The following is a 16,693-nucleotide window of genomic DNA, read 5'->3' as shown; positions in this document are numbered from 1 at the left end:
GTCGGTCTGCTAGTGGTAGGCGGGGATCAGTCGGCGGACCTTGTCCTCTCCGATGCACCCGCCCTTGTGACGGCGCGGGCTCGGCGGCTCTCCGTTGCGCCCGCGCAAGTGGCTCCAGAACTTCGGGCCTTGCCAGTCACACAATTCGCAGCTGAGGAACCAGTGGTTATCGCTGCCGGGGAACCCTGTGAGGACTGCCCGCCAGTGGTGGGCCGCGAGTCCCGCGAACGCGATCTGCGCGCCCTTGATGTTGCGATCGTTGACCGGCATCCGCGGGTGCAGGAGAGGCACCGGCCCGCACAACGGCGTGGGGGCCTCGGCGAGCACCTGGTCCAGGGGGACTGCGCCGATCCGCCCGGCGGCGTACTCCTCCGCGAGATGGGCGGCGGCCATGTCGGTGCCGGGGGTGCCCTTCGGCGGGCGACGGAGGTTGTGTTCGCCCTCGGTGGTGAGGACGAGCCAGTCACGGTGCCACCTGTAGGCGCGGCCGATGACGTGGTCTTCACCAACGATCACGGGGTATCGGCATTGGATGTCGGGGGCGCCGACGCGGTACGTCGGGACAGTGGTGGTGCCCTCGATCGCAGGGACGATGAGCTTGCCCGCTTCGGTGTCGGGGACAGTGATGGTCGCGGGTCGTTCAAGGAGTTGCGTGGTCATGGTGGTGCCCTGTTCTGGTGAGAGAGGGGCCCGCCCCAGCGCGCTCGGCCGCCGGGGCGGGCGGGAGGCGTGGTTACGCGGCCTCGGCCGGGGCCTGCGGGGCGGCGGCCCAGTCACGGCGCGGGGTGACACCCAGGTCCGAAAGGACCGGGTCGAGACTCCCGTTGTCGGGCACCCATTCCCAGTCGGCACCTTCGATGCCGGGCCGGTCGGTCCAGGTGAGCATGTAGGAGCGGCCGGAGGTGCGGGAGTCGCCGCACACGGCCTGTGCCTCGCGACGGGTCATCGCCCACAGAGCGCGCTTGCGGGAGCGGCGGGAGTTCTTTGAGGCGATGAGCACCAGCACCATGCCCTCCTGCCGGTCCGCCCCGGCGGCGGGGGCCGACGCGGGGGTCGGCCCTTCTTCGGTGGCGTGGTGGCAGTGAGCCCAGCGACGCCCTTCCGCGTGCCACGGACTGGAGTGGCGTATCTCGGCCGCCGGTTCCAGATCTTCGACCGGCGGGGACTGCTCGGCCTGCTCCTGGTCTTCGGCGGCCTCGGCCTGGGGAGGCTGCTGCATCTCGTCGGCGCTCTTGCGCCCGGATACGTCGTCGTAGGGGGCGGTCCAGGTCCAGCCGTCGTGCCGGTTGTCCGTCGCGCGGACGATGCGCTGACCGGTGCCGTTGTGGATGTGCGGGATGGTCACGGACTTCGGGTTGACGCGCAGGACCTCGTACCAGGTGCCGCGGTAGAGAACGAAGTCTCCGCGGGTGAAGTCCGCTTTCGACCAGACCTTGAAGCCGTTGGCTTCGGCGTCCTTGATGACCTGCTGCCAGTGCTCGATTTCCTCGGTCAGCTCCTGGTGCCGGATCGTCAGCTCGGGGTCGTCGGGGTTGCGGGAGTACCCCTTAGCCGACTTGCCCGCCTGCCACTTCTCGACGGCGCGGAGGTCGGCCCGCAGCTTGTCGAGTCGACGCAGCGTGCGGCCGGGGTCCTTGCGGAACCGCTCGTAATTGGCAGCGGCCTGTGCCCGGCCGGTCCAGTGCTCGGCACGGTCGTGCTCGCCGATGCTCTTGCGCATCGCGTTGTCCATGCGCGCGTGATCACGGCGGGCGCGGTCCTCGGAGTGGTGGCCGATGAGGATGGGCTGACCGAAAGCGAACCGCTCGGATATCTCGTGGCTCGACTTCCACGCGGCCTCGGAGTTCCGGGCGGCGGTGTCGGCGTATCCACCGAACCTCTCAGCGCGGCCCTCGGCCCGCTCAACGCGGTCTTGCTCGGCCTCGGCGAACGAACGGCGGTCGGTCTCGTCGATGGTGACGGTGACCTCGAACCCCTCCGCGCGGAGACGATCGGCGAGGGCTTCCAGCATCTGTGGGGAGGTGCGCTTGTCGCGGCTGTAGGGGAGGTACCAGCACCCGAGGTCGCGCGACCACTTGGCGAGCGTGGTGTAGCCGGATGCGTAGTGGCGGGTCCGGAGAATTTCCTTCGAGCCGTCGTTCCGGCTCGTGCCCTCGATGAGGGTTCCTTCTCGGCGGGTGTGGGTGATCTTGATAGTCACTGAACTGGCCTTCTCTGGTGAGAGTTTGTGGTCCGGCCGCAGGGCGGACCTTGCGTTGGCAGCGGCGCTGCACCACCGGCGCGGGCCGTGAGGGACGATCGGCTCGCGGGTCGTCGCGCCTGCGCGGCGACAGGGGCTGTCGCGCCCCCGCGGGGCGCGTCCGCTGCGGTCCGGTGCCCGTCGTCGGTCGGCGGAGCCGCCTGCGGCGGAGTCGGCTGGCGGCGGGCACCGGACCGCAGCGGACGCCCCGAAGGGGTGTCCGCTTGGGTGCTGGGGGCCTGCCGGTCCGGAGGTGTTGCCCTCCCCCGGACCGGCGGGGCCTTGGTGTCAGCTGCGGTGGAGCGTGTGGCGGGCGGCCGTGTCTGCGTCGGTCAGTCCGGTCCGCTCGCGCCATGCCTGGCGAACGGCGGCGCGGAGCGTGTCCCCGTCGTCGTAGGCAAACCGTCCCCGTCGCAGGCTGCGGACGATGTCGCGGAACGTGTCGCCGTGCATCGTGGTCAGCGTGTCGTCCAGCGGGGTCAGCTCGTGCGGGAACATCGCCTGGACGCTGTCGCCGGGCTGCGGGGCTCCGAGGGTGAAGTACCAGACGACGACCATGGTGGCCTCGTCCGCGAATTCCGGCCCGCCGAACGGGCCGACGACGACGGCGGGGCGGGTGTCGAGCTGGTGGCCCCGGAACCAGGGTCCGCCGATCACGAGCGCCGCGGTGGGGAAGTCCTGGACGGTGGGCTTCTGGTCGGTGGTGAGCATGTCTTGTTCCTGTCTGGTGAGAGATTCCGACGGGGTCGGTCGGCCCCGTCGGGGTGTCGGTCGGGGGGTTGCCCTCCCCCTTCCGACACCATTAATTAAACCATGTTCTTGGGTCTAGGTCAACCGGTCACGGCAAGTTCGCGGCGGCGTTCGGCGGCCGTCGTGACGGCGCGGGCGATGGCGCGGCCGGTCTCGATGACCCGGACGGCGGACTCATGTACCGGGGGCTTCTTGTCCTGGGTGATGATGCCCGCGAGCGGCGGCATGACGGCGGGGCCCGGAGCGATGTTCAGGATGAGCGCGGCGACGTGGGCGGCTGAGGCGACCTCGGCGGCGTGCTGGCCGGGAAGGGGGGCGTCTGCCTCGGTGATGCGTCGCCACGCGTGGCCGTACAGCAGGATGCGGACGGCGTTGTCGGGGGCTTCCTGGGTGAAGTCGAACCCTCCGGCCTGCTCCGGGTCCTCGTGGTACTGGTCGCGATACTGGTTCACCAGGACATCGCGGATGACCTCGGCGGCGAGCGGGGCGGCAGCGGGTGGCTCGTAGGCGTCGCCGTCGGTCTGGCTGATGTCGAATACCGGCCCGGCCTTGAAGCCGGACACCTTGCGCGTCTCGCCCTCGGCGGTCTCGCTGGCGGCGTCTCGCTGCCCGCCGTCGGCGGCTGCGGCCGTGGCCTCCTGGGCTCCCTCGGGTCGCCGCTTGATCGGCGTCCAGATGCGGAGGGAGGTGGAGCCCTTGACCGGGAAGCGTCCGGCCTTTCGCCAGTCTCCGGAGCTGAGTACGTGGGTGGCGTTGGGGTGCTGGGCGGCGATGGCGATGCAGTTGGTGGGGCTACGGTCGTCGCGGTCCGGGTGGGTCAGGTTCGCGGCCGTGCGCATGACGGTGGCCCAGAATTCTTCGCTGGCGACCATCGCGCCGTATGCGCGATCCATGATGGCTTCGAGTTCACCGCGCATCTTGGCGGAGTAGACCCGGCGCTCTTCGTCGGTCATCTTCGGCTTGCGGGGCATGTCTCGGTCCTCCTGGTGAGAGATAGGCGTCCGGGGCCGGCTTGGCCTCACGGGGTCGGTCGGGGGTTGCCCTCCCCTTCCGGCACCATTAATTAAACCATGTTTCTGAGTGATCGGCAACCCTTAAATCCAGTACAACCCCGCTTCGTCACTCACGGCCCGGTATGCGGCTATGACCTCATCCTCTACCTGTGTCCAGTGTTCGAGGATATCGGGGGCGGTCTTCTTATCGCTGGCTGCACGCTTGGCCCTGCGCCACTCAATGGCGATTTTGAGTGTGCGGAGTTGGGAACGGGTCAATTCCCATCGACCAGAGTCCGGGAGCTGATCGCCGTAAGCCATTGCCACGGCGTTGTTGATGTGTTCGGTACCGGACCACACATTCTGTGTGGCCTGGAGAGCAAGGGCGCGTTTGAGGGTGCACCGGAGGTGCGGGGCCTGAACGATCCATTGCGGCTCGATGGTGAATATGTCGGCGCTCATCGTGGTGCCTTTCGTGTGTGTGTGGGGGGGCGGCGCGCTGCGGGTGCGCGCCGCCGGGAAACGTAGGGGAGGTCGGTGACTCCCGCACGGCCAGGGCCTGCTACGCGGCGACCGGTTCGCGTGCGGCGACGCGGCACCGGGTGAGCACGGTCTGTGCGGTCTCGCCGTAGATGCTGTGGTCCTTGACCGTGCCGGTCAGCTCGACCTCCTCGCCCTGGTCGGGGACGTCGGCGGCGCTGCTGAACCAGACGAACACGTTGCCCTGCGGGTCCTGGAACTTCACCAGTCGGCGGCGCTGGGTGTGGTAGCCGTACGTCCGGCCCTCCAGCTCGATCACGGTGGTGACGGTGGCGGGGGTGGTGATGCGCTCGCCCACAGTGCCCTGCGGCTTGCTGTTCTGGGCGGCCCGCTCGGCGGCTTCCTTCTCCTGGTCGCGGTACCACCCCGCGATGGCGGACACGAGCGTCGGCAGGTGGCGCGGGTCGACGGTCTCGCCCTTCGCCAACTGGCCTACCTTGTGGCGGTAGTCGGAGAGGCTGCCGTATCCCTGGACGGCCCATGCCTGGACGGCGGCAGCGGTGCTCGGCGCGTCGGGGTCGGCGTCGATGGCGGCCCGCCACTCCATCGGGGCCTTGCGGTCGAAGAAGTACGCTTCGACGCCGTCGGCGGTCGGCTGGGTGTTCTTCCACTGCTCGGACCGGCTGTAGAACCGGCCTTCGGCCTTCACGATGGCGGCAGTCACCCGCAGGACCTCGATCACGGGGACGCGGAGATCGGCCGGGATGCCGCCCTCTTCGCCGTCCCAATCGGAGTCCTTCAGCGTGCCGAACCGCCACAACGCCTCCAATCCCTTGATCGGCAGACCGGTGTACGGCTCCACACACGTCGTGCCCAACTGCCGCATCTCGCCGTTCTCGTGGCGGGCGAGATAGGTGGCGGTGCGGTGACGGGACACGGCGCACCCGTGGCAGAAGTTCTCGATAGCGCGGTACTGGCGCGCGGCCTCGGCGTCCTGCTCGGGCAGACCGGGGAACAGGCTGGTGATCGTCTCGCCCTCCTCGTCGTGGTCCAAGCGGGCGATGACGGTCCAGCCGTGGTGACGGGGGATGTCACCGGAGATCGTCACGGTGACGGTGGGGCGCTTACCGATCAGACGGCCGTCAATGTCGTGGTAGTCGGCCAGGAACGGCGCGGAGATGTCGAGTGCGTACGCGGTGAGGTGGTGGACGGCGGCTCGGGCGTTGGTGGCCTCGACAAGCTGACGGACGCGGGACTGGGCCGTGGCGGGGATGGAAAACCGCATGGCTGCGCTGGTCATCGTGGGTGCTCCTGCTGGTGAGAGAGGAATCGAGGGCCCGGCCGGGCGGGTTGCCCTCCGCGTGCGGCCGGGGGTCGGGCCAGATGGCGGCCCGTGGTGTCGGAGGGGGGTTGCCCTCCCCCTCCGACACCATTAATTAAACCATGTTTTGCGATGCGGGGCAAACATCCCGGACGGGGATGTCCAGTGCGGCGCGGTCGCGCAGGAACGCGGCGAACAGAGCGGCGGTGTAGCTGTCGGCGGTGCCGTACGTGCGGCGGCAGTCCAGCGCGCCGATGCGTTCGCCCCGGTGGTGGACGGGGAACGGCTGGCCGGAGTCCGGGATGGCGAGTGCGTACAGTCCGCGCGGGGTGTCCACGCGCAGGACGACGGCGGTGGTCTCGTGGTCGTAGGCGGCGGACCAGCGGGCGGGCCCGATGCCGAACTCCGCAAGTCCGCCCGCGATGGCGCGGGCCTGCATGATGTCGGCGGTGGTTCCGGGGTCGGGCTCGGCGGGGGCGGGGACGCATCCGCAACCGTGGTCATCGGCGTGGGTCTCGAACAGAGCTGTACGGGTCACAGTGGGGCTCCAGGGGGTGGCCGGGGGCGGGGAGTTCCCGCCCCCGGCGCCGGGCGGCTGAGGTGGTTAGGCGGCGGCTTCGTCGTCGCTGGCCGGGTCGTCGGCCTCTTCGGCCTCCGGCTCGCCCGCCTCCTCGTCAGTGCCGGGCTCCTGCTCGGCCTCCGGCTCACTGCCGGAAGTGATCGCGCGAGGCTTCTTCTTCGACGGGTCGTAGGGCTCATCGTCCACAACCGACTGCTCAATGGGCGTGAGCGGGTACCCGAGGGACGCGAGCACCTGGAACCACCGGCCGGTGGGCTTCCGCGTCCACGGGGCGCGCTGGCTGTCCGTCCTCCACGCCGACCGGTTCGCGCACTTCTCCCGTACGGCGGCAATGGCGGCGAACTGGAGCTGCGGGGCCCGGCGCGGGTCCTTGGCGACGTGCCCGGCGAAGCTGCCCCGATCCTTGGCCTGCTCGGCGTTCAGGCCCAGGAAGGCGGCCAGGATCTCGGTCGTCGGCTCCTTGTTCAGGTCGTCGCAGATTCCCCAACTGCCGTTCAGCAGAGCATTATTCACGTGCCAGATCAGGGTGTTGGTCGTGGTCTTGGGGAGGTTGCGCCGCTTGATCAGGTCGGTGATCCACTTCCGGCGCAGGGCCTCGGCCGCGTCCCAGTCGATGTTCCCCTTCTTCACGGCGGCGCGGGCGGCGCGCTCGGCCTCCACCTGGGCGGCGGTCTTCGTGCCGCCGGTGCCGCTGCTGCCCTCGGGCACCGTGTGCCCGTACAGGCCGGGGGCGGAGCAGTAGGGCTCGTACCGATCGCCCCGCCGCTCGTCGAACACCCACACCTGCCCCTTGCACTCGGCGTGCTCCTCGGTGCTGATGCCGCGCAGTCGCCACACGGGCATAGCCCGCTCGGACAGCTCCTCGGCGTCCCTGATCTTTTGCCCGGCCGTCTCCAGCTCCGCGCGGTGCGCCTCGGCCTTGATCCGCTTGTCTCGCTTGGTCCGCTCGATGGCAATGGCCCAGTCAACGTCTCCCTCGTCGGCGTCGTCCTCGGCGGCGGCCTCGGTGATCGCGGCGAGCGCTTCGGCGTCGTCGGCGAACTCCGAGAGCGCGGCCAGGTGCTCGAACGTCCACTCGTAGCTGCCCGCGCCACTGGCGGCGGCGCTCAGCTTCTCGTCGGACCTGACCTTGACCAGCGTCTTGACGTCCTTCTGTCGAACGCCTGCGGCTTTGGCGATGCGGCCGACCTGCGCGCCCGCTTCGGCGGCGCTGAACATGGCCTGGTTCATCTCGGACGTGGTGAGGCTCTTACGGTGCTGAGCGGTCGTGATCATGTCGAGGAACTGCCCGGCCGCGTCGCGGTCGTCGTCCTCCCACTCGTACGGCAGGTGGGTAAGGCCCGCGTCCATCGCTGCGTGGTAGCGGCGGTTTCCGTCGTTGACCTGGAGGACTCCGCCGTCGAGCCGCTGGATCTTGACGGGGATGCGGCACCCCTCGGCGCGGAGCGATTCCACGAACGGCGCGTTGAGGTCGAGATCTTCACGGGCGTTCTTCGCGTGCGGGGTGAGCGCGTCGATCCGGATGACGGGGCGGGGCGTGACCGGCACGGTCTCCAGCCCTGCGGCGACGGCGGCGGCCAGCCGCTGGAACCCGTCGATGATCTGCGGCACGTCGCCGTTGGTGCGCACAACGCACAGCGGCTCCACGACGCCGTTGTCCTTCACGTCGGCCAGCAGATCAGCCGGGGCCTCGACCTCGCGGACGTTGCCGGGGTGCGCGGCCAGCTCGGCGACCGCGAGGGTCCGCCACGGGGCAGGGGCGGTCTGGACGCCGGCCTGGGTCTTGGTGTTCGTCATCGGTCCTTCTCTTTCTGGTGAGAGTTCGTCGGGCCGTTCGGCCCGGTGAAGGTGCCGGTCGGGGGGTTGCCCTCCCCCTTCCGACACCATTAATTAAACCATGTTCTTAACGGTGGGGCAACCGGGGATACCGTGATCGCCGTCACTTGGGTGCAGGGCTGCGGCGGCGCGGATCATCGCGGCGGCCTCGGCGGTGGTCCGCTCGGGCTCATCCCCCCAGCACCACAGGAGGGTGCGCCGGTAGGCGCCCTCGGACAGCTTCAGCTTTCGCCACCGGACGCCGGACACGGGGCGGCCGTTGATGTGGTTGCTGAGCACCACAAGGGAGTCGAACAGGGCGCGTTGGAAGATGTTCCACGGTTCACCGCTTACGGACCAGCAGGGCCGCACGGAGCGCACGCCGCGTTCCCACGCGTGCAGCACGGTGCACGGGGCGGTGTCGCCCATCCGACCCGGCTGCCAGAGGTGGTCACCCTGGTAGAGCCCGACGCGTTCGATGTGGACGGCGGCGGCCGTGAGGATGCGGGCGGGGGTGGCGTGCGGCTTCCGGGACGGCATCGTTTCCTCCTGGCGGTGGTTAGTGACGGTCAAGCGCTGCTGCGCTGGCCGGACTTGGCCGTGATTGTGCACTCGACGCAGTGACACGGCGTCTGCCACTGCCACCCGGACGCGCAGATGATCGAGTAGGCAAGAGCGGCGGCTTCGCTGATCCGGCCGGTGCCGGGGACCTTCGGGGTCGCGGCGGCCCACTCCTGGGGGAAGCTGTAGATCTGGAAGTAGTGGCGGCCGTCCTCGTCGGCCTTGGCGAACCTGGCCCATTCCATGTACATGCGGGGCTCCTCGGCGCTTGGGGCGGGGGCCGGGGCGGCGGGCTGCCGCCCCGGCCGGGATGCGCGGTCAGACTGCGAGTGCTCCGGCCGCCCTGGCACCGATGCGGCGGGTACCTCCAATGTCGGCGCGGTCGCCTGCGGCGGCCCCGTCGCCGTACCCGCTGCCGCTGTACGAACCGCCCCTCGTCCGGGTTCGCGGGTGCTCCTGACGAAATGCGGACTCGACCATGGCCGCACGGTCGGCAAGCACGAGTTCGCCGCTGCGGCCGGTGGCCGAGGTCTCCCCGCTTGCTGCGGCGCGGGCGGCCTTCTCGATCGCTTCGAGCCGATCAGTGACGCGCTCGATGAAACCGAGCTGCCACGAGTTCCGCCACGCTCGCGCACTGCGGACGCCGAACGGGACGATCTGTGCGCCGAGTCCGCCGAGCATCTGGAGAACGAGGGAGGTGTAAAGGATCTCGGCACGCTGAACGTCGGACTCGTACCCGATGAGGTGGACGCGGCGCACGCCCCCCGTGCCCTGCACACCCATGTGGGCGGCCTTGCATCCGACGGAATCCGCTATGAAGCACATGAGGCGGACGCGGGACATGGCCCACGGGTTGGGGAGGTCGACGTAGCGGTCCGTAATCCCGTCGCGCGACGGCTGGCCATCGCTCAACAGGGCCTCGTCAACGCCATACTTCGCCATCATCTCCATCGCCCGCTCACGGGCATTCTCGGCTTCCGCCTCGGGAGTTGCGGGGTGCTCGGCCTTGGCGAGCAGGGCCTGAATGGTGGCCAGCTTGGGGTTCACGTCAGCCTGGGGAGTTCCCATTGCTCTGCTCCTGGTGAGAGAGGTTGTCGGCGGCCGGTCGGCCTACCGGTGCCGGTCGGGGGTTGCCCTCCCCTTCCGACATCACTAATTAAACCACGTTACAGGGGTGGGGTCAACCCGGATAAGGGCTCTGACCTGGCCTTTTCTCGCCACCATCGGCCCGCATCCGCTCGGCCGGGCCCAGCCACAACGGGCCTGGGCGGGGTTCCCTCCTCGGTCGGACAGCTCCGCCGTACCAGGGTTCCGGGCGCGGTGTCCTGGCTCGCGTAGCGACCGCGTAGCGGCTTGGCCTGGACGCCGTGTCCGGAACCCTGGTACGCCCCCTGGGTGTCCGGCCGAGGAGGGAACCCCGCCTTCACCCGCACCACAACGCTCCCGCACCCGACCGACCAGCCCCCACCCCCTCCGAGAGAGGACCCGCCGGAGGCTGCCTTTCGCTCTGGCCGGCACTCAACGAACTGGTGGTTCGAGATGTCCGCGGACCTGTGCCTACGGTGCGCGCAACGAGCAGTAATTTCGAACAGAACTGGGGGCACGGGTGAGCACCAATTCGGCAGGACCGGTGAGCGCGTCGGAGCTGCGGCGGCGGGTTCGCGCTGCTGAAGCTCTGAAGGCGAAGACGCGGGAAATGGCCGCCGCGAACGCGCTGACCGCGCGTGAGGCCGCCGTGAAGGCGACTAAGGCGAAGGAGGAGGCCGACGTCATGGCGCGGGAGGCTGCTGCTGTAGTCCTGCGGCTGTTCGACAACGACGCCGAGTTGGTCTCGGAACTGCTGGGCGTCCCGGCGGAGGAGCTGGAACGCGAGGCGAAGCCTGTTACCGCCGCTCGGGCGAAGGAGATCATCGAAGCGCTGCGGGCCCGCGCCGAGCGGCCCCGTCCCACACGGGCCCGTAAGCCTCGGACGGATGCGGCGGACGCGGCTTCCTCGGCCTCGGGCAACCCGGCCCCGGTCGTCACGGCGGACAGCAGCCGGGCTGATGCCGCCTGAGAACGGCCTCGGGCCCGGACTCTTCCCGCTCGCCGCGGTGAACGGGTCCGGGCCCGTTCACGTTGATGAGCAGCTTGCCCTCATCGGTGAGCCAACGCCTGTTCGCATACCGGCGGTTGAGTGGGCGACCTGGCTGGCCGACAAGTCCGTTCAGGCCCGGTACTGGGACAAGGTCTACCGCACCTCGTCAACCGCGGACTGCTGGTTCTTCTTCGGCGGGATCTCCAGCACCGGCCACGCCAGTTTCAGGGCTGCCTCACGGCCGGGCAGGACACGACGCGGCACAGTGCCGGGCCACCTGTACGGGTACCAACTCGCGCACGGCGTCATCCCGCGACTGGGTTGGGGAACCGATAGCCCCACCGTGTGCCACACCTGCGACAACCACTCCTGCCAGCAACCAACGCACCTCCGGATGGGCACAGCGGCGGAGAACCGCGCCGAATGGCTGGCCCGCCGCAGAGACCCGGGCAGCCCCCTCGCGGACCTCCGCGGCCCGGCCGGACGCTCCCGCGCCATCGGAGCCGCGATCCGCGCCGGCAGGGAACGCTGTGAGTCCGGGATAGAGATCGGAGCCCGCATCGAGGCAGCGATGGCGGCAGGCAGGCCCCTGAGTCTTTGGTGATACGGCGCGGCCAAACTCACAAACGGCGCCTGGTCCCGCTCGGCCGGGGTCAGCTTCCGGTGCCAGCCGCGACCTTTGCCTGGCGCGCATTCACCATTCGTCCGGACCTCCGAGTCCGGTCAATCCCGTGTCGGCTTCCGACAGGTTGCCTGGCCGAGCCCGCTGCTTTCGGCGTCACATAGCCTGCGGCCATGACTGAGACACTGACGCCGACTCCCGATGATGCCTTCGAGATGCTGCTGGTAGGCAACCAGCGGTTCGTCACCGGCTCGCCGGAGCATCCCAATCAGGACGCCGCGCGCCGTACCGAGACCGCACCGGGGCAGAGCCCCTTCGCGGTGATGTTCGGGTGCTCCGATTCCCGGCTGGCCGCCGAGATCATCTTCGACCGGGGGCTGGGTGATTTGTTCGTGGTCCGCACGGCTGGGCATGTGGTCGGTTCGGAGGTGCTGGGCAGCATCGAGTACGGGGTGAGCGTGCTGGACTGCCCGCTGGTCGTGGTCCTGGGCCATGACTCGTGCGGGGCCATTGCGGCAGCCAAGGAGGCCGCCGACGGCGGCCGGGCGCCCGCCGGTTTCGTCCGTGACGTCGTCGAGCGGGTGACCCCGAGCGTGCTGGCGGCCCGCGCCGCCGGACGCGGCCAGGACGAGGAGATCCTCCACGAGCACATCCGGCACACCGTCGACCTGCTCCTTGACCGCTCCCGCGTCCTGGCCGAGCGGGTGGCCGCCGGCCGCCTCGCCGTGGTGGGGCTGTCCTACCGACTGGCCGACGGCAGCGCGCAGCTGGTCGCCTCCCACGGCCTGAGCAAGGCCGCCGCCTCCGCACGGTAGTACCCGCTGCGGGCCTGCCCCCGTCGTACGGGCGGGCCCGCGCGGTGCCGTCGGCCTTGGCTCGTCATCATGCGTCGACGAGCTGCCCGGCCCACGGAATGCGGCGAGCGGAACAGTGGAAGAATCGCGAGGGTGACCGCACGAACCCGTGACATCGAGAAGGCGGCCAGTGTGCTGCGCGCCGGCGGCCTGGTGGCCCTCCCGACCGAAACCGTCTACGGTCTGGGCGCCAACGCCGAGGACCCCGCCGCCGTCGCGCGCATCTTCCAGGTCAAGGGGCGTCCGCCCTCCCACCCTCTGATCGTCCACATGGGCGGCGCGGAGCACCTGGACGACTGGGTCGAGGGCGTGCCCGCGACGGCGCGCCTGCTGGCCGAACACTTCTGGCCGGGGCCCCTCACTCTGGTCCTGCGGCGCGGTCCCCGCGCTCCTCTTGAAGCGACGGCGGGCCTGGAGACGGTGGCCGTGCGCGTGCCCGACCACCCCGTCGCACTCGCACTGCTGTCGGCCTTCGGCGGCGGTGTTACGGCTCCGTCCGCCAACCGCTTCGGCTCGGTCAGCCCCACGAATGCGGATCACGTCCGTGCCGAGCTCGGTGACGGGGTCGACTTCGTGTTGGACGGCGGCTCCTGCGAGGTCGGCGTCGAGTCGACCATCGTCGACGCCACGGGCGAGATTCCGAGCATCCTGCGGCCCGGTGGGGTGACCGGCGAGGACCTCGAAGCGGTGCTGGGGTGCCCGCTCGCGGTTCCCTCGACGAGCCCTGTTCGGGTGCCGGGCCAGCATCCGTCCCACTACGCGCCGCGTGCACGGGTCGTCCTCGTCGAGCCGGAGAAGGTCGTCGCCGAAGCGGAGTTGGCGCAGGAGCTGGGGCACCAAGTGGGCGTCTTCCTGCCCGCCTCCTTCGCCGACGCTCCGGTGAAGGCACACGCCGTGGTGACGGTCCCCGCTTCGCTGGGCGCCTACGCGCGCGGGCTGTACGGGTCCCTGCGCGAGCTCGACCAGCAAGGGTGCGACCTCATCGTCGCGTCCTTGCCGGCGGAGGAGGGGCTGGGACTCGCGATCGGCAACCGGCTCCGCCGCGCTGCGGGGCCCCGGCCCTCCGAGACCGGGAGCAGGTGAACACACGCCGGATCGAGGACGACCCGGCCGCGTGATCACTTTTGGTGAAGTCGAAGGGGCAGAGCTGATCGCGGGCCAGCAGACCGGAGGGTGGGACTTCCTCACCAACCATGCCCGCGTGCTGCTGGCCATTGCACGAGCGGACGGTGCGGCGGGCCCTGGACGGGAAGTGGCCCGAGCCAGCTGAGCAGCGCGGGACATCCCCCGCTTCCTTTCAACCCGGCTTCCTTCTACTCTCAGCTCAGGTGACGTTGGGCTTGGGCCCACACTGCAGGCTCCCGGGCTCGAGCCGTGACTGAACTTTCGTGGCCGGTGGAGCCGCATCACCGACAACGCGGCTCCAACCACTGCCCTCCGACGCGCCCGGCGAGGCACATTCCGCAGCCTTGCACGGCGCTGGGAGGGCACGTTGCGCAAGGGCTGAGGGGAGGGAGCCTCCGCCCTCGCGCTCCGGCCGCCGTCGCACATCACGGCGGCGGCCGGCACACTTCTCCTCTTTCCCGCCCGCGGCGCGGCATGCCCGCGAACCCGGCGCCTTCTCCCGCCGGCCCCGAACCATCGCAAAACGGCAACGCCCGCCTCCCCGACGCGCGAAGATATACGAGGAAGAGTTCCGGCATTGCCGGGCCGGTGACCGCGAGACGAGGCGTCGGCGGCGAGCGAGGGGCGGTGAATACATGGTCAATAAAGCCGGAGGGTGGACGTTCTTGACCAGCCATGCGCGGGTGCTGCTGGTCATTGCACGGGACCCGACGCTCACGCTGCGGCAGGTGGCGGCCACCTGCCGGATATCTGAGCGCACGGCCCAGGCCGTCGTGGCCGACCTGGAACAGGCGGGCTACCTACACCGGCAACGGGTGGGGCGGCGCAATCAGTACACGCTGCACTTGGAAGGGACGTTCCGACATCCGGCTGAGGCCGGGATCTCGGTGCGCGCCCTCGTGGAGATCCACGACAACCGAAAAGCGGGCACCGCCCCGCCCCCGGCCTGACGGGGGAAACACGTTCATGCAGGACGACACCGACCCCCGGCTGGTGCTCCGCCCAGTGCAGGCGAGCCCATATGCGGTGATGATCTGCCTGTCCGGCGAGCTGGACTCCCACACCACCGTCCTGCTGAGCGAGGTCATCGCGCAGACGGCCTCCCGCCGTGACGATCACACCCGGCTGCTGCTGGACCTGTCCGCCCTCACCTACTGCGACAACGCCGGCCTGTTCACTCTGCTGGGCATCTGCCAAGCACTCAACGCGGTCGGCATCAACATCTCCATCCCCTGGACCGGAACCATCGCCGACGAGGCCATCGCACTGGCTGGCCTGCAACACCGGCTGCCCCTCCGAGCGCAGTGAGACCAGGACGTTCCAGCGGCTCGCCATACTTGCGCTAGGTGCAAGGTCGCCATGACCGACCGCTGTACCGGCGTCATGTCGGCGTGCTCGTGCGGGCAGCGTCTGGGTGCTTGACGGACACCTCCAGAGCTTCCACCCGAGCCTGCTCAAAGGCCCGGAACACGGCCGACCTATTGATTCCCCGGGCTTGCGCCTCTGTGCTGCCGCCTGGGCGAAACTCGATCCGGAACTCGGCGGACCGCGTAGTGAAGCCGTCGTGCTCGAACTCCCACGTCCACCGGCTACTCACGGGAAGCGGCTCGTACGTCAAGGTGCCATCAGCTTCGTACGACGCCAGAGCGGAGTACACGAACTGTCTCTCCGGCATCCGGGTCCAGACGGCGCCGCCGCCGGTCCACCGCTCGCGTTCCTCCGGCCCGAGGGCTCCGCGGTGGGCGATCTTCTCTTCTGACCAGCCGTCTGCCCGCATGGCCACGATCTCGTCCTGGTGGTCGTCGGTCCACTGGTCGGCAACGTCCTGAGCGTGCTGGCGGTCTGCGAACGGCAGCTCCCGGCCGCCCAGCGTGACAACGAAGACAGGCTCGTCTCCGTGCTCCGCGCCGTCCTGTGGCGTGTCGCTGGCGGCCTTCCAGCTCTCCTGGGCCCGCCCAGAGTGCTGGCGGGGCACGTTCGGGAGTTCGTCCGTGGCGGACGCCAGGCCGGAGCGCTCCAGGAAGCCAGGCAGCGGGGCCGTCGGATCCATGGCCCACTCGACTGCGGCCATGACTTCGTCGTCCAGGGCATCCAGGAGGTGGCCGTAGCGGTCCACAGTGGTGGTGATGGACTCGTGCCCAAGCCGCCCCTGGATCGCCGGCAGCGGCACCTTCGCAGCGATGAGCCACGACGCATGGGAGTGGCGGAGGTCGTGGATGCGCGGTCGCTTGATGAGACCGTACTTCTCCGCAGCCAGCTCGATCGCGGGCAACCAGCGAAGGCGGCGGAAGGTCCCGGGGTCCCACTTGCCGCCTTCGGGGCCGGTGAAGATCAGCGCATCAGGAGCCAGCCCCTTCGCACGGCGCCGTAGCATCCGGTCCAGCTTTTGGGTGATGACGATGGTCCGGCGCGACTTCCGGGTCTTTGGGGCGCCGAGCACGGACTTGCCGTCCTCGTCCTTCTTCCATGCCCGCTGAACACGGATGGCAGGGCGGCCATTGCGTCGGCGGAGGTCCCGGGGCTGGAGCGCGGTGGCCTCGCCCCACCGGAATCCGGTCTCCGCGATGGTCTCTCCAAGATCCTTGGCGTCCTCAGCGAGACATTCGTGCAGCCAAGCCCACTCCTCACGCTCAAGGAAGACCATCTCTTCCTCGTCCTCTGCTCCATCGAGCCGGGGGAGACGCGTCTTAGCGCACGGGTTGGAAGCGCGCAGTGACGGTTCCGCGTCAACGGCTGCCTGGAGGATCGAGGACAGCAAGCCATGCTCGTTCTGGACGGTCTTCGGCTTGTACTTCGTTCGGGGCTTACGGTCCGAAGGGTCAAGAGGGGCGGGCCGCCCAGCCTCCAGGTCATTGACCCAGTCCTGCACCATCTCTCGGACGATGGCGCCCTCGCCGTCTTCCACGGAGTAGGGCCCGAACCAAGGCACCATATTGGTGCGTATTCGCGTTTTGTACTTACTGCGCGTATCGCCCTGAATGCCGGTGAGCCGGTCGACGTAGGCGAGCGCGAAGGCTTCGAACATGGTGCCGGGCCGACGTTGGTCAGCGATGAACCCTTGCCCGCGCACCCACCCGGGGGGCCACTGCTGACCATGTCCGTTCACCAGGTCCTTGAAGCGCTCAGCGGCTCGTTCATCGCTGAACACCTCCGACTCCTGCTTGGCGTTCCGCGCGCCGCCAGCACGCCACAGCACGGTGAAGCTCGCCGTTCCGTCCCTTTTTTCCCGCGTCTTGATCGATGCCACGAGGGGACCGTACGACAGGTCGGTGTTGAC

17 protein-coding genes are annotated in these 16,693 nt (G+C 69.5%); 5 read left to right on the top strand and 12 right to left on the bottom strand.

What is annotated here, in order from left to right:
• Positions 1-9: 9 nt before the first annotated feature.
• The 11 genes from ABD378_RS01720 to ABD378_RS01670 all read right to left on the bottom strand — a co-directional run bounded on the left by ABD378_RS01720 (position 10) and on the right by ABD378_RS01670 (position 9,806).
• A complete protein-coding gene (locus tag ABD378_RS01720) occupies positions 10-660 on the bottom strand; it encodes a hypothetical protein (protein ID WP_344518454.1) in 651 nt (216 codons plus the stop codon).
• Positions 661-733: 73 nt separating this feature from the next.
• Positions 734-2,200: a DUF3560 domain-containing protein gene (locus ABD378_RS01715; protein ID WP_344518453.1), complete on the bottom strand. Its 1,467-nt coding sequence runs from the start codon at positions 2,198-2,200 to the stop codon at positions 734-736.
• A 327-nt stretch (positions 2,201-2,527) separates the two neighbouring features.
• On the bottom strand, positions 2,528-2,950 hold the full coding sequence (locus ABD378_RS01710) for a DUF6409 family protein (RefSeq protein WP_344518452.1): 423 nt from the start codon (positions 2,948-2,950) through the stop codon (positions 2,528-2,530).
• A gap of 119 nt (positions 2,951-3,069) precedes the next feature.
• A complete protein-coding gene (locus tag ABD378_RS01705; protein ID WP_344518451.1) occupies positions 3,070-3,960 on the bottom strand; it encodes a hypothetical protein in 891 nt (296 codons plus the stop codon).
• A 123-nt stretch (positions 3,961-4,083) separates the two neighbouring features.
• Complete coding sequence (locus ABD378_RS01700) at positions 4,084-4,443, bottom strand: hypothetical protein (protein WP_344518450.1); 360 nt, start codon at positions 4,441-4,443, stop codon at positions 4,084-4,086.
• A gap of 100 nt (positions 4,444-4,543) precedes the next feature.
• Entirely contained in the window at positions 4,544-5,761 is a 1,218-nt protein-coding gene (locus tag ABD378_RS01695; protein WP_344518449.1) for a hypothetical protein, read from the bottom strand.
• A 136-nt stretch (positions 5,762-5,897) separates the two neighbouring features.
• On the bottom strand, positions 5,898-6,320 hold the full coding sequence (locus ABD378_RS01690) for a hypothetical protein (RefSeq protein WP_344518448.1): 423 nt from the start codon (positions 6,318-6,320) through the stop codon (positions 5,898-5,900).
• Between the two features lie 66 nt (positions 6,321-6,386).
• A complete protein-coding gene (locus ABD378_RS01685; protein ID WP_344518447.1) occupies positions 6,387-8,159 on the bottom strand; it encodes a ParB N-terminal domain-containing protein in 1,773 nt (590 codons plus the stop codon).
• A 93-nt stretch (positions 8,160-8,252) separates the two neighbouring features.
• Positions 8,253-8,717: a DUF6197 family protein gene (locus tag ABD378_RS01680; RefSeq protein ID WP_344518446.1), complete on the bottom strand. Its 465-nt coding sequence runs from the start codon at positions 8,715-8,717 to the stop codon at positions 8,253-8,255.
• A 29-nt stretch (positions 8,718-8,746) separates the two neighbouring features.
• Positions 8,747-8,989 carry a hypothetical protein gene (locus ABD378_RS01675; protein WP_344518445.1) on the bottom strand — a complete coding sequence of 81 codons (243 nt, stop codon included), beginning with the start codon at positions 8,987-8,989 and terminating at the stop codon, positions 8,747-8,749.
• Between the two features lie 67 nt (positions 8,990-9,056).
• The gene (locus ABD378_RS01670; protein ID WP_344518444.1) at positions 9,057-9,806 is read right to left on the bottom strand and encodes a DUF2786 domain-containing protein; all 750 of its coding nucleotides are present in this window, start codon (positions 9,804-9,806) and stop codon (positions 9,057-9,059) included.
• 628 nt (positions 9,807-10,434) lie between these two features.
• Between ABD378_RS01670 and ABD378_RS01665 the strand changes: the two genes are divergently transcribed.
• From ABD378_RS01665 to ABD378_RS01645, 5 genes are all read left to right on the top strand, one after another.
• A complete protein-coding gene (locus ABD378_RS01665) occupies positions 10,435-10,794 on the top strand; it encodes a hypothetical protein (RefSeq protein ID WP_344518443.1) in 360 nt (119 codons plus the stop codon).
• An 816-nt stretch (positions 10,795-11,610) separates the two neighbouring features.
• Positions 11,611-12,252, top strand: coding sequence for a carbonic anhydrase (locus tag ABD378_RS01660; protein ID WP_344518442.1), 642 nt, complete (start codon positions 11,611-11,613; stop codon positions 12,250-12,252).
• Between the two features lie 132 nt (positions 12,253-12,384).
• On the top strand, positions 12,385-13,374 hold the full coding sequence (locus ABD378_RS01655; protein WP_344518441.1) for an L-threonylcarbamoyladenylate synthase: 990 nt from the start codon (positions 12,385-12,387) through the stop codon (positions 13,372-13,374).
• Between the two features lie 707 nt (positions 13,375-14,081).
• Positions 14,082-14,366, top strand: a complete 285-nt coding sequence (locus tag ABD378_RS01650) for a MarR family transcriptional regulator (RefSeq protein WP_344518440.1) — start codon at positions 14,082-14,084, stop codon at positions 14,364-14,366.
• Positions 14,367-14,382: 16 nt separating this feature from the next.
• Positions 14,383-14,724 carry an STAS domain-containing protein gene (locus tag ABD378_RS01645; RefSeq protein WP_344518439.1) on the top strand — a complete coding sequence of 114 codons (342 nt, stop codon included), beginning with the start codon at positions 14,383-14,385 and terminating at the stop codon, positions 14,722-14,724.
• A gap of 73 nt (positions 14,725-14,797) precedes the next feature.
• Here the strand turns inward: ABD378_RS01645 and ABD378_RS01640 are convergent, their stop codons facing one another.
• Positions 14,798-16,663 carry a tyrosine-type recombinase/integrase gene (locus ABD378_RS01640; protein ID WP_344518437.1) on the bottom strand — a complete coding sequence of 622 codons (1,866 nt, stop codon included), beginning with the start codon at positions 16,661-16,663 and terminating at the stop codon, positions 14,798-14,800.
• Positions 16,664-16,693: the final 30 nt, after the last annotated feature.

The sequence above is a fragment of the Streptomyces rectiviolaceus genome (genome assembly GCF_039533825.1).
GTDB classification, from domain to species: domain Bacteria; phylum Actinomycetota; class Actinomycetes; order Streptomycetales; family Streptomycetaceae; genus Streptomyces; species Streptomyces rectiviolaceus.
Note: the sequence above shows the minus strand (reverse complement) of the source record. Positions and strands in the feature narration are given on the sequence as shown.

Coding starts and splice junctions, on each gene's coding strand:
- ABD378_RS01720 (WP_344518454.1), bottom strand. CDS start 660: ATGACCACGCAACTCCTTGAACGACCCGCGACCATCACTGTCCCCGAC.
- ABD378_RS01710 (WP_344518452.1), bottom strand. CDS start 2,950: ATGCTCACCACCGACCAGAAGCCCACCGTCCAGGACTTCCCCACCGCG.
- ABD378_RS01705 (WP_344518451.1), bottom strand. CDS start 3,960: ATGCCCCGCAAGCCGAAGATGACCGACGAAGAGCGCCGGGTCTACTCC.
- ABD378_RS01700 (WP_344518450.1), bottom strand. CDS start 4,443: ATGAGCGCCGACATATTCACCATCGAGCCGCAATGGATCGTTCAGGCC.
- ABD378_RS01695 (WP_344518449.1), bottom strand. CDS start 5,761: ATGACCAGCGCAGCCATGCGGTTTTCCATCCCCGCCACGGCCCAGTCC.
- ABD378_RS01685 (WP_344518447.1), bottom strand. CDS start 8,159: ATGACGAACACCAAGACCCAGGCCGGCGTCCAGACCGCCCCTGCCCCG.
- ABD378_RS01680 (WP_344518446.1), bottom strand. CDS start 8,717: ATGCCGTCCCGGAAGCCGCACGCCACCCCCGCCCGCATCCTCACGGCC.
- ABD378_RS01675 (WP_344518445.1), bottom strand. CDS start 8,989: ATGTACATGGAATGGGCCAGGTTCGCCAAGGCCGACGAGGACGGCCGC.
- ABD378_RS01670 (WP_344518444.1), bottom strand. CDS start 9,806: ATGGGAACTCCCCAGGCTGACGTGAACCCCAAGCTGGCCACCATTCAG.
- ABD378_RS01665 (WP_344518443.1), top strand. CDS start 10,435: ATGGCCGCCGCGAACGCGCTGACCGCGCGTGAGGCCGCCGTGAAGGCG.
- ABD378_RS01660 (WP_344518442.1), top strand. CDS start 11,611: ATGACTGAGACACTGACGCCGACTCCCGATGATGCCTTCGAGATGCTG.
- ABD378_RS01645 (WP_344518439.1), top strand. CDS start 14,383: ATGCAGGACGACACCGACCCCCGGCTGGTGCTCCGCCCAGTGCAGGCG.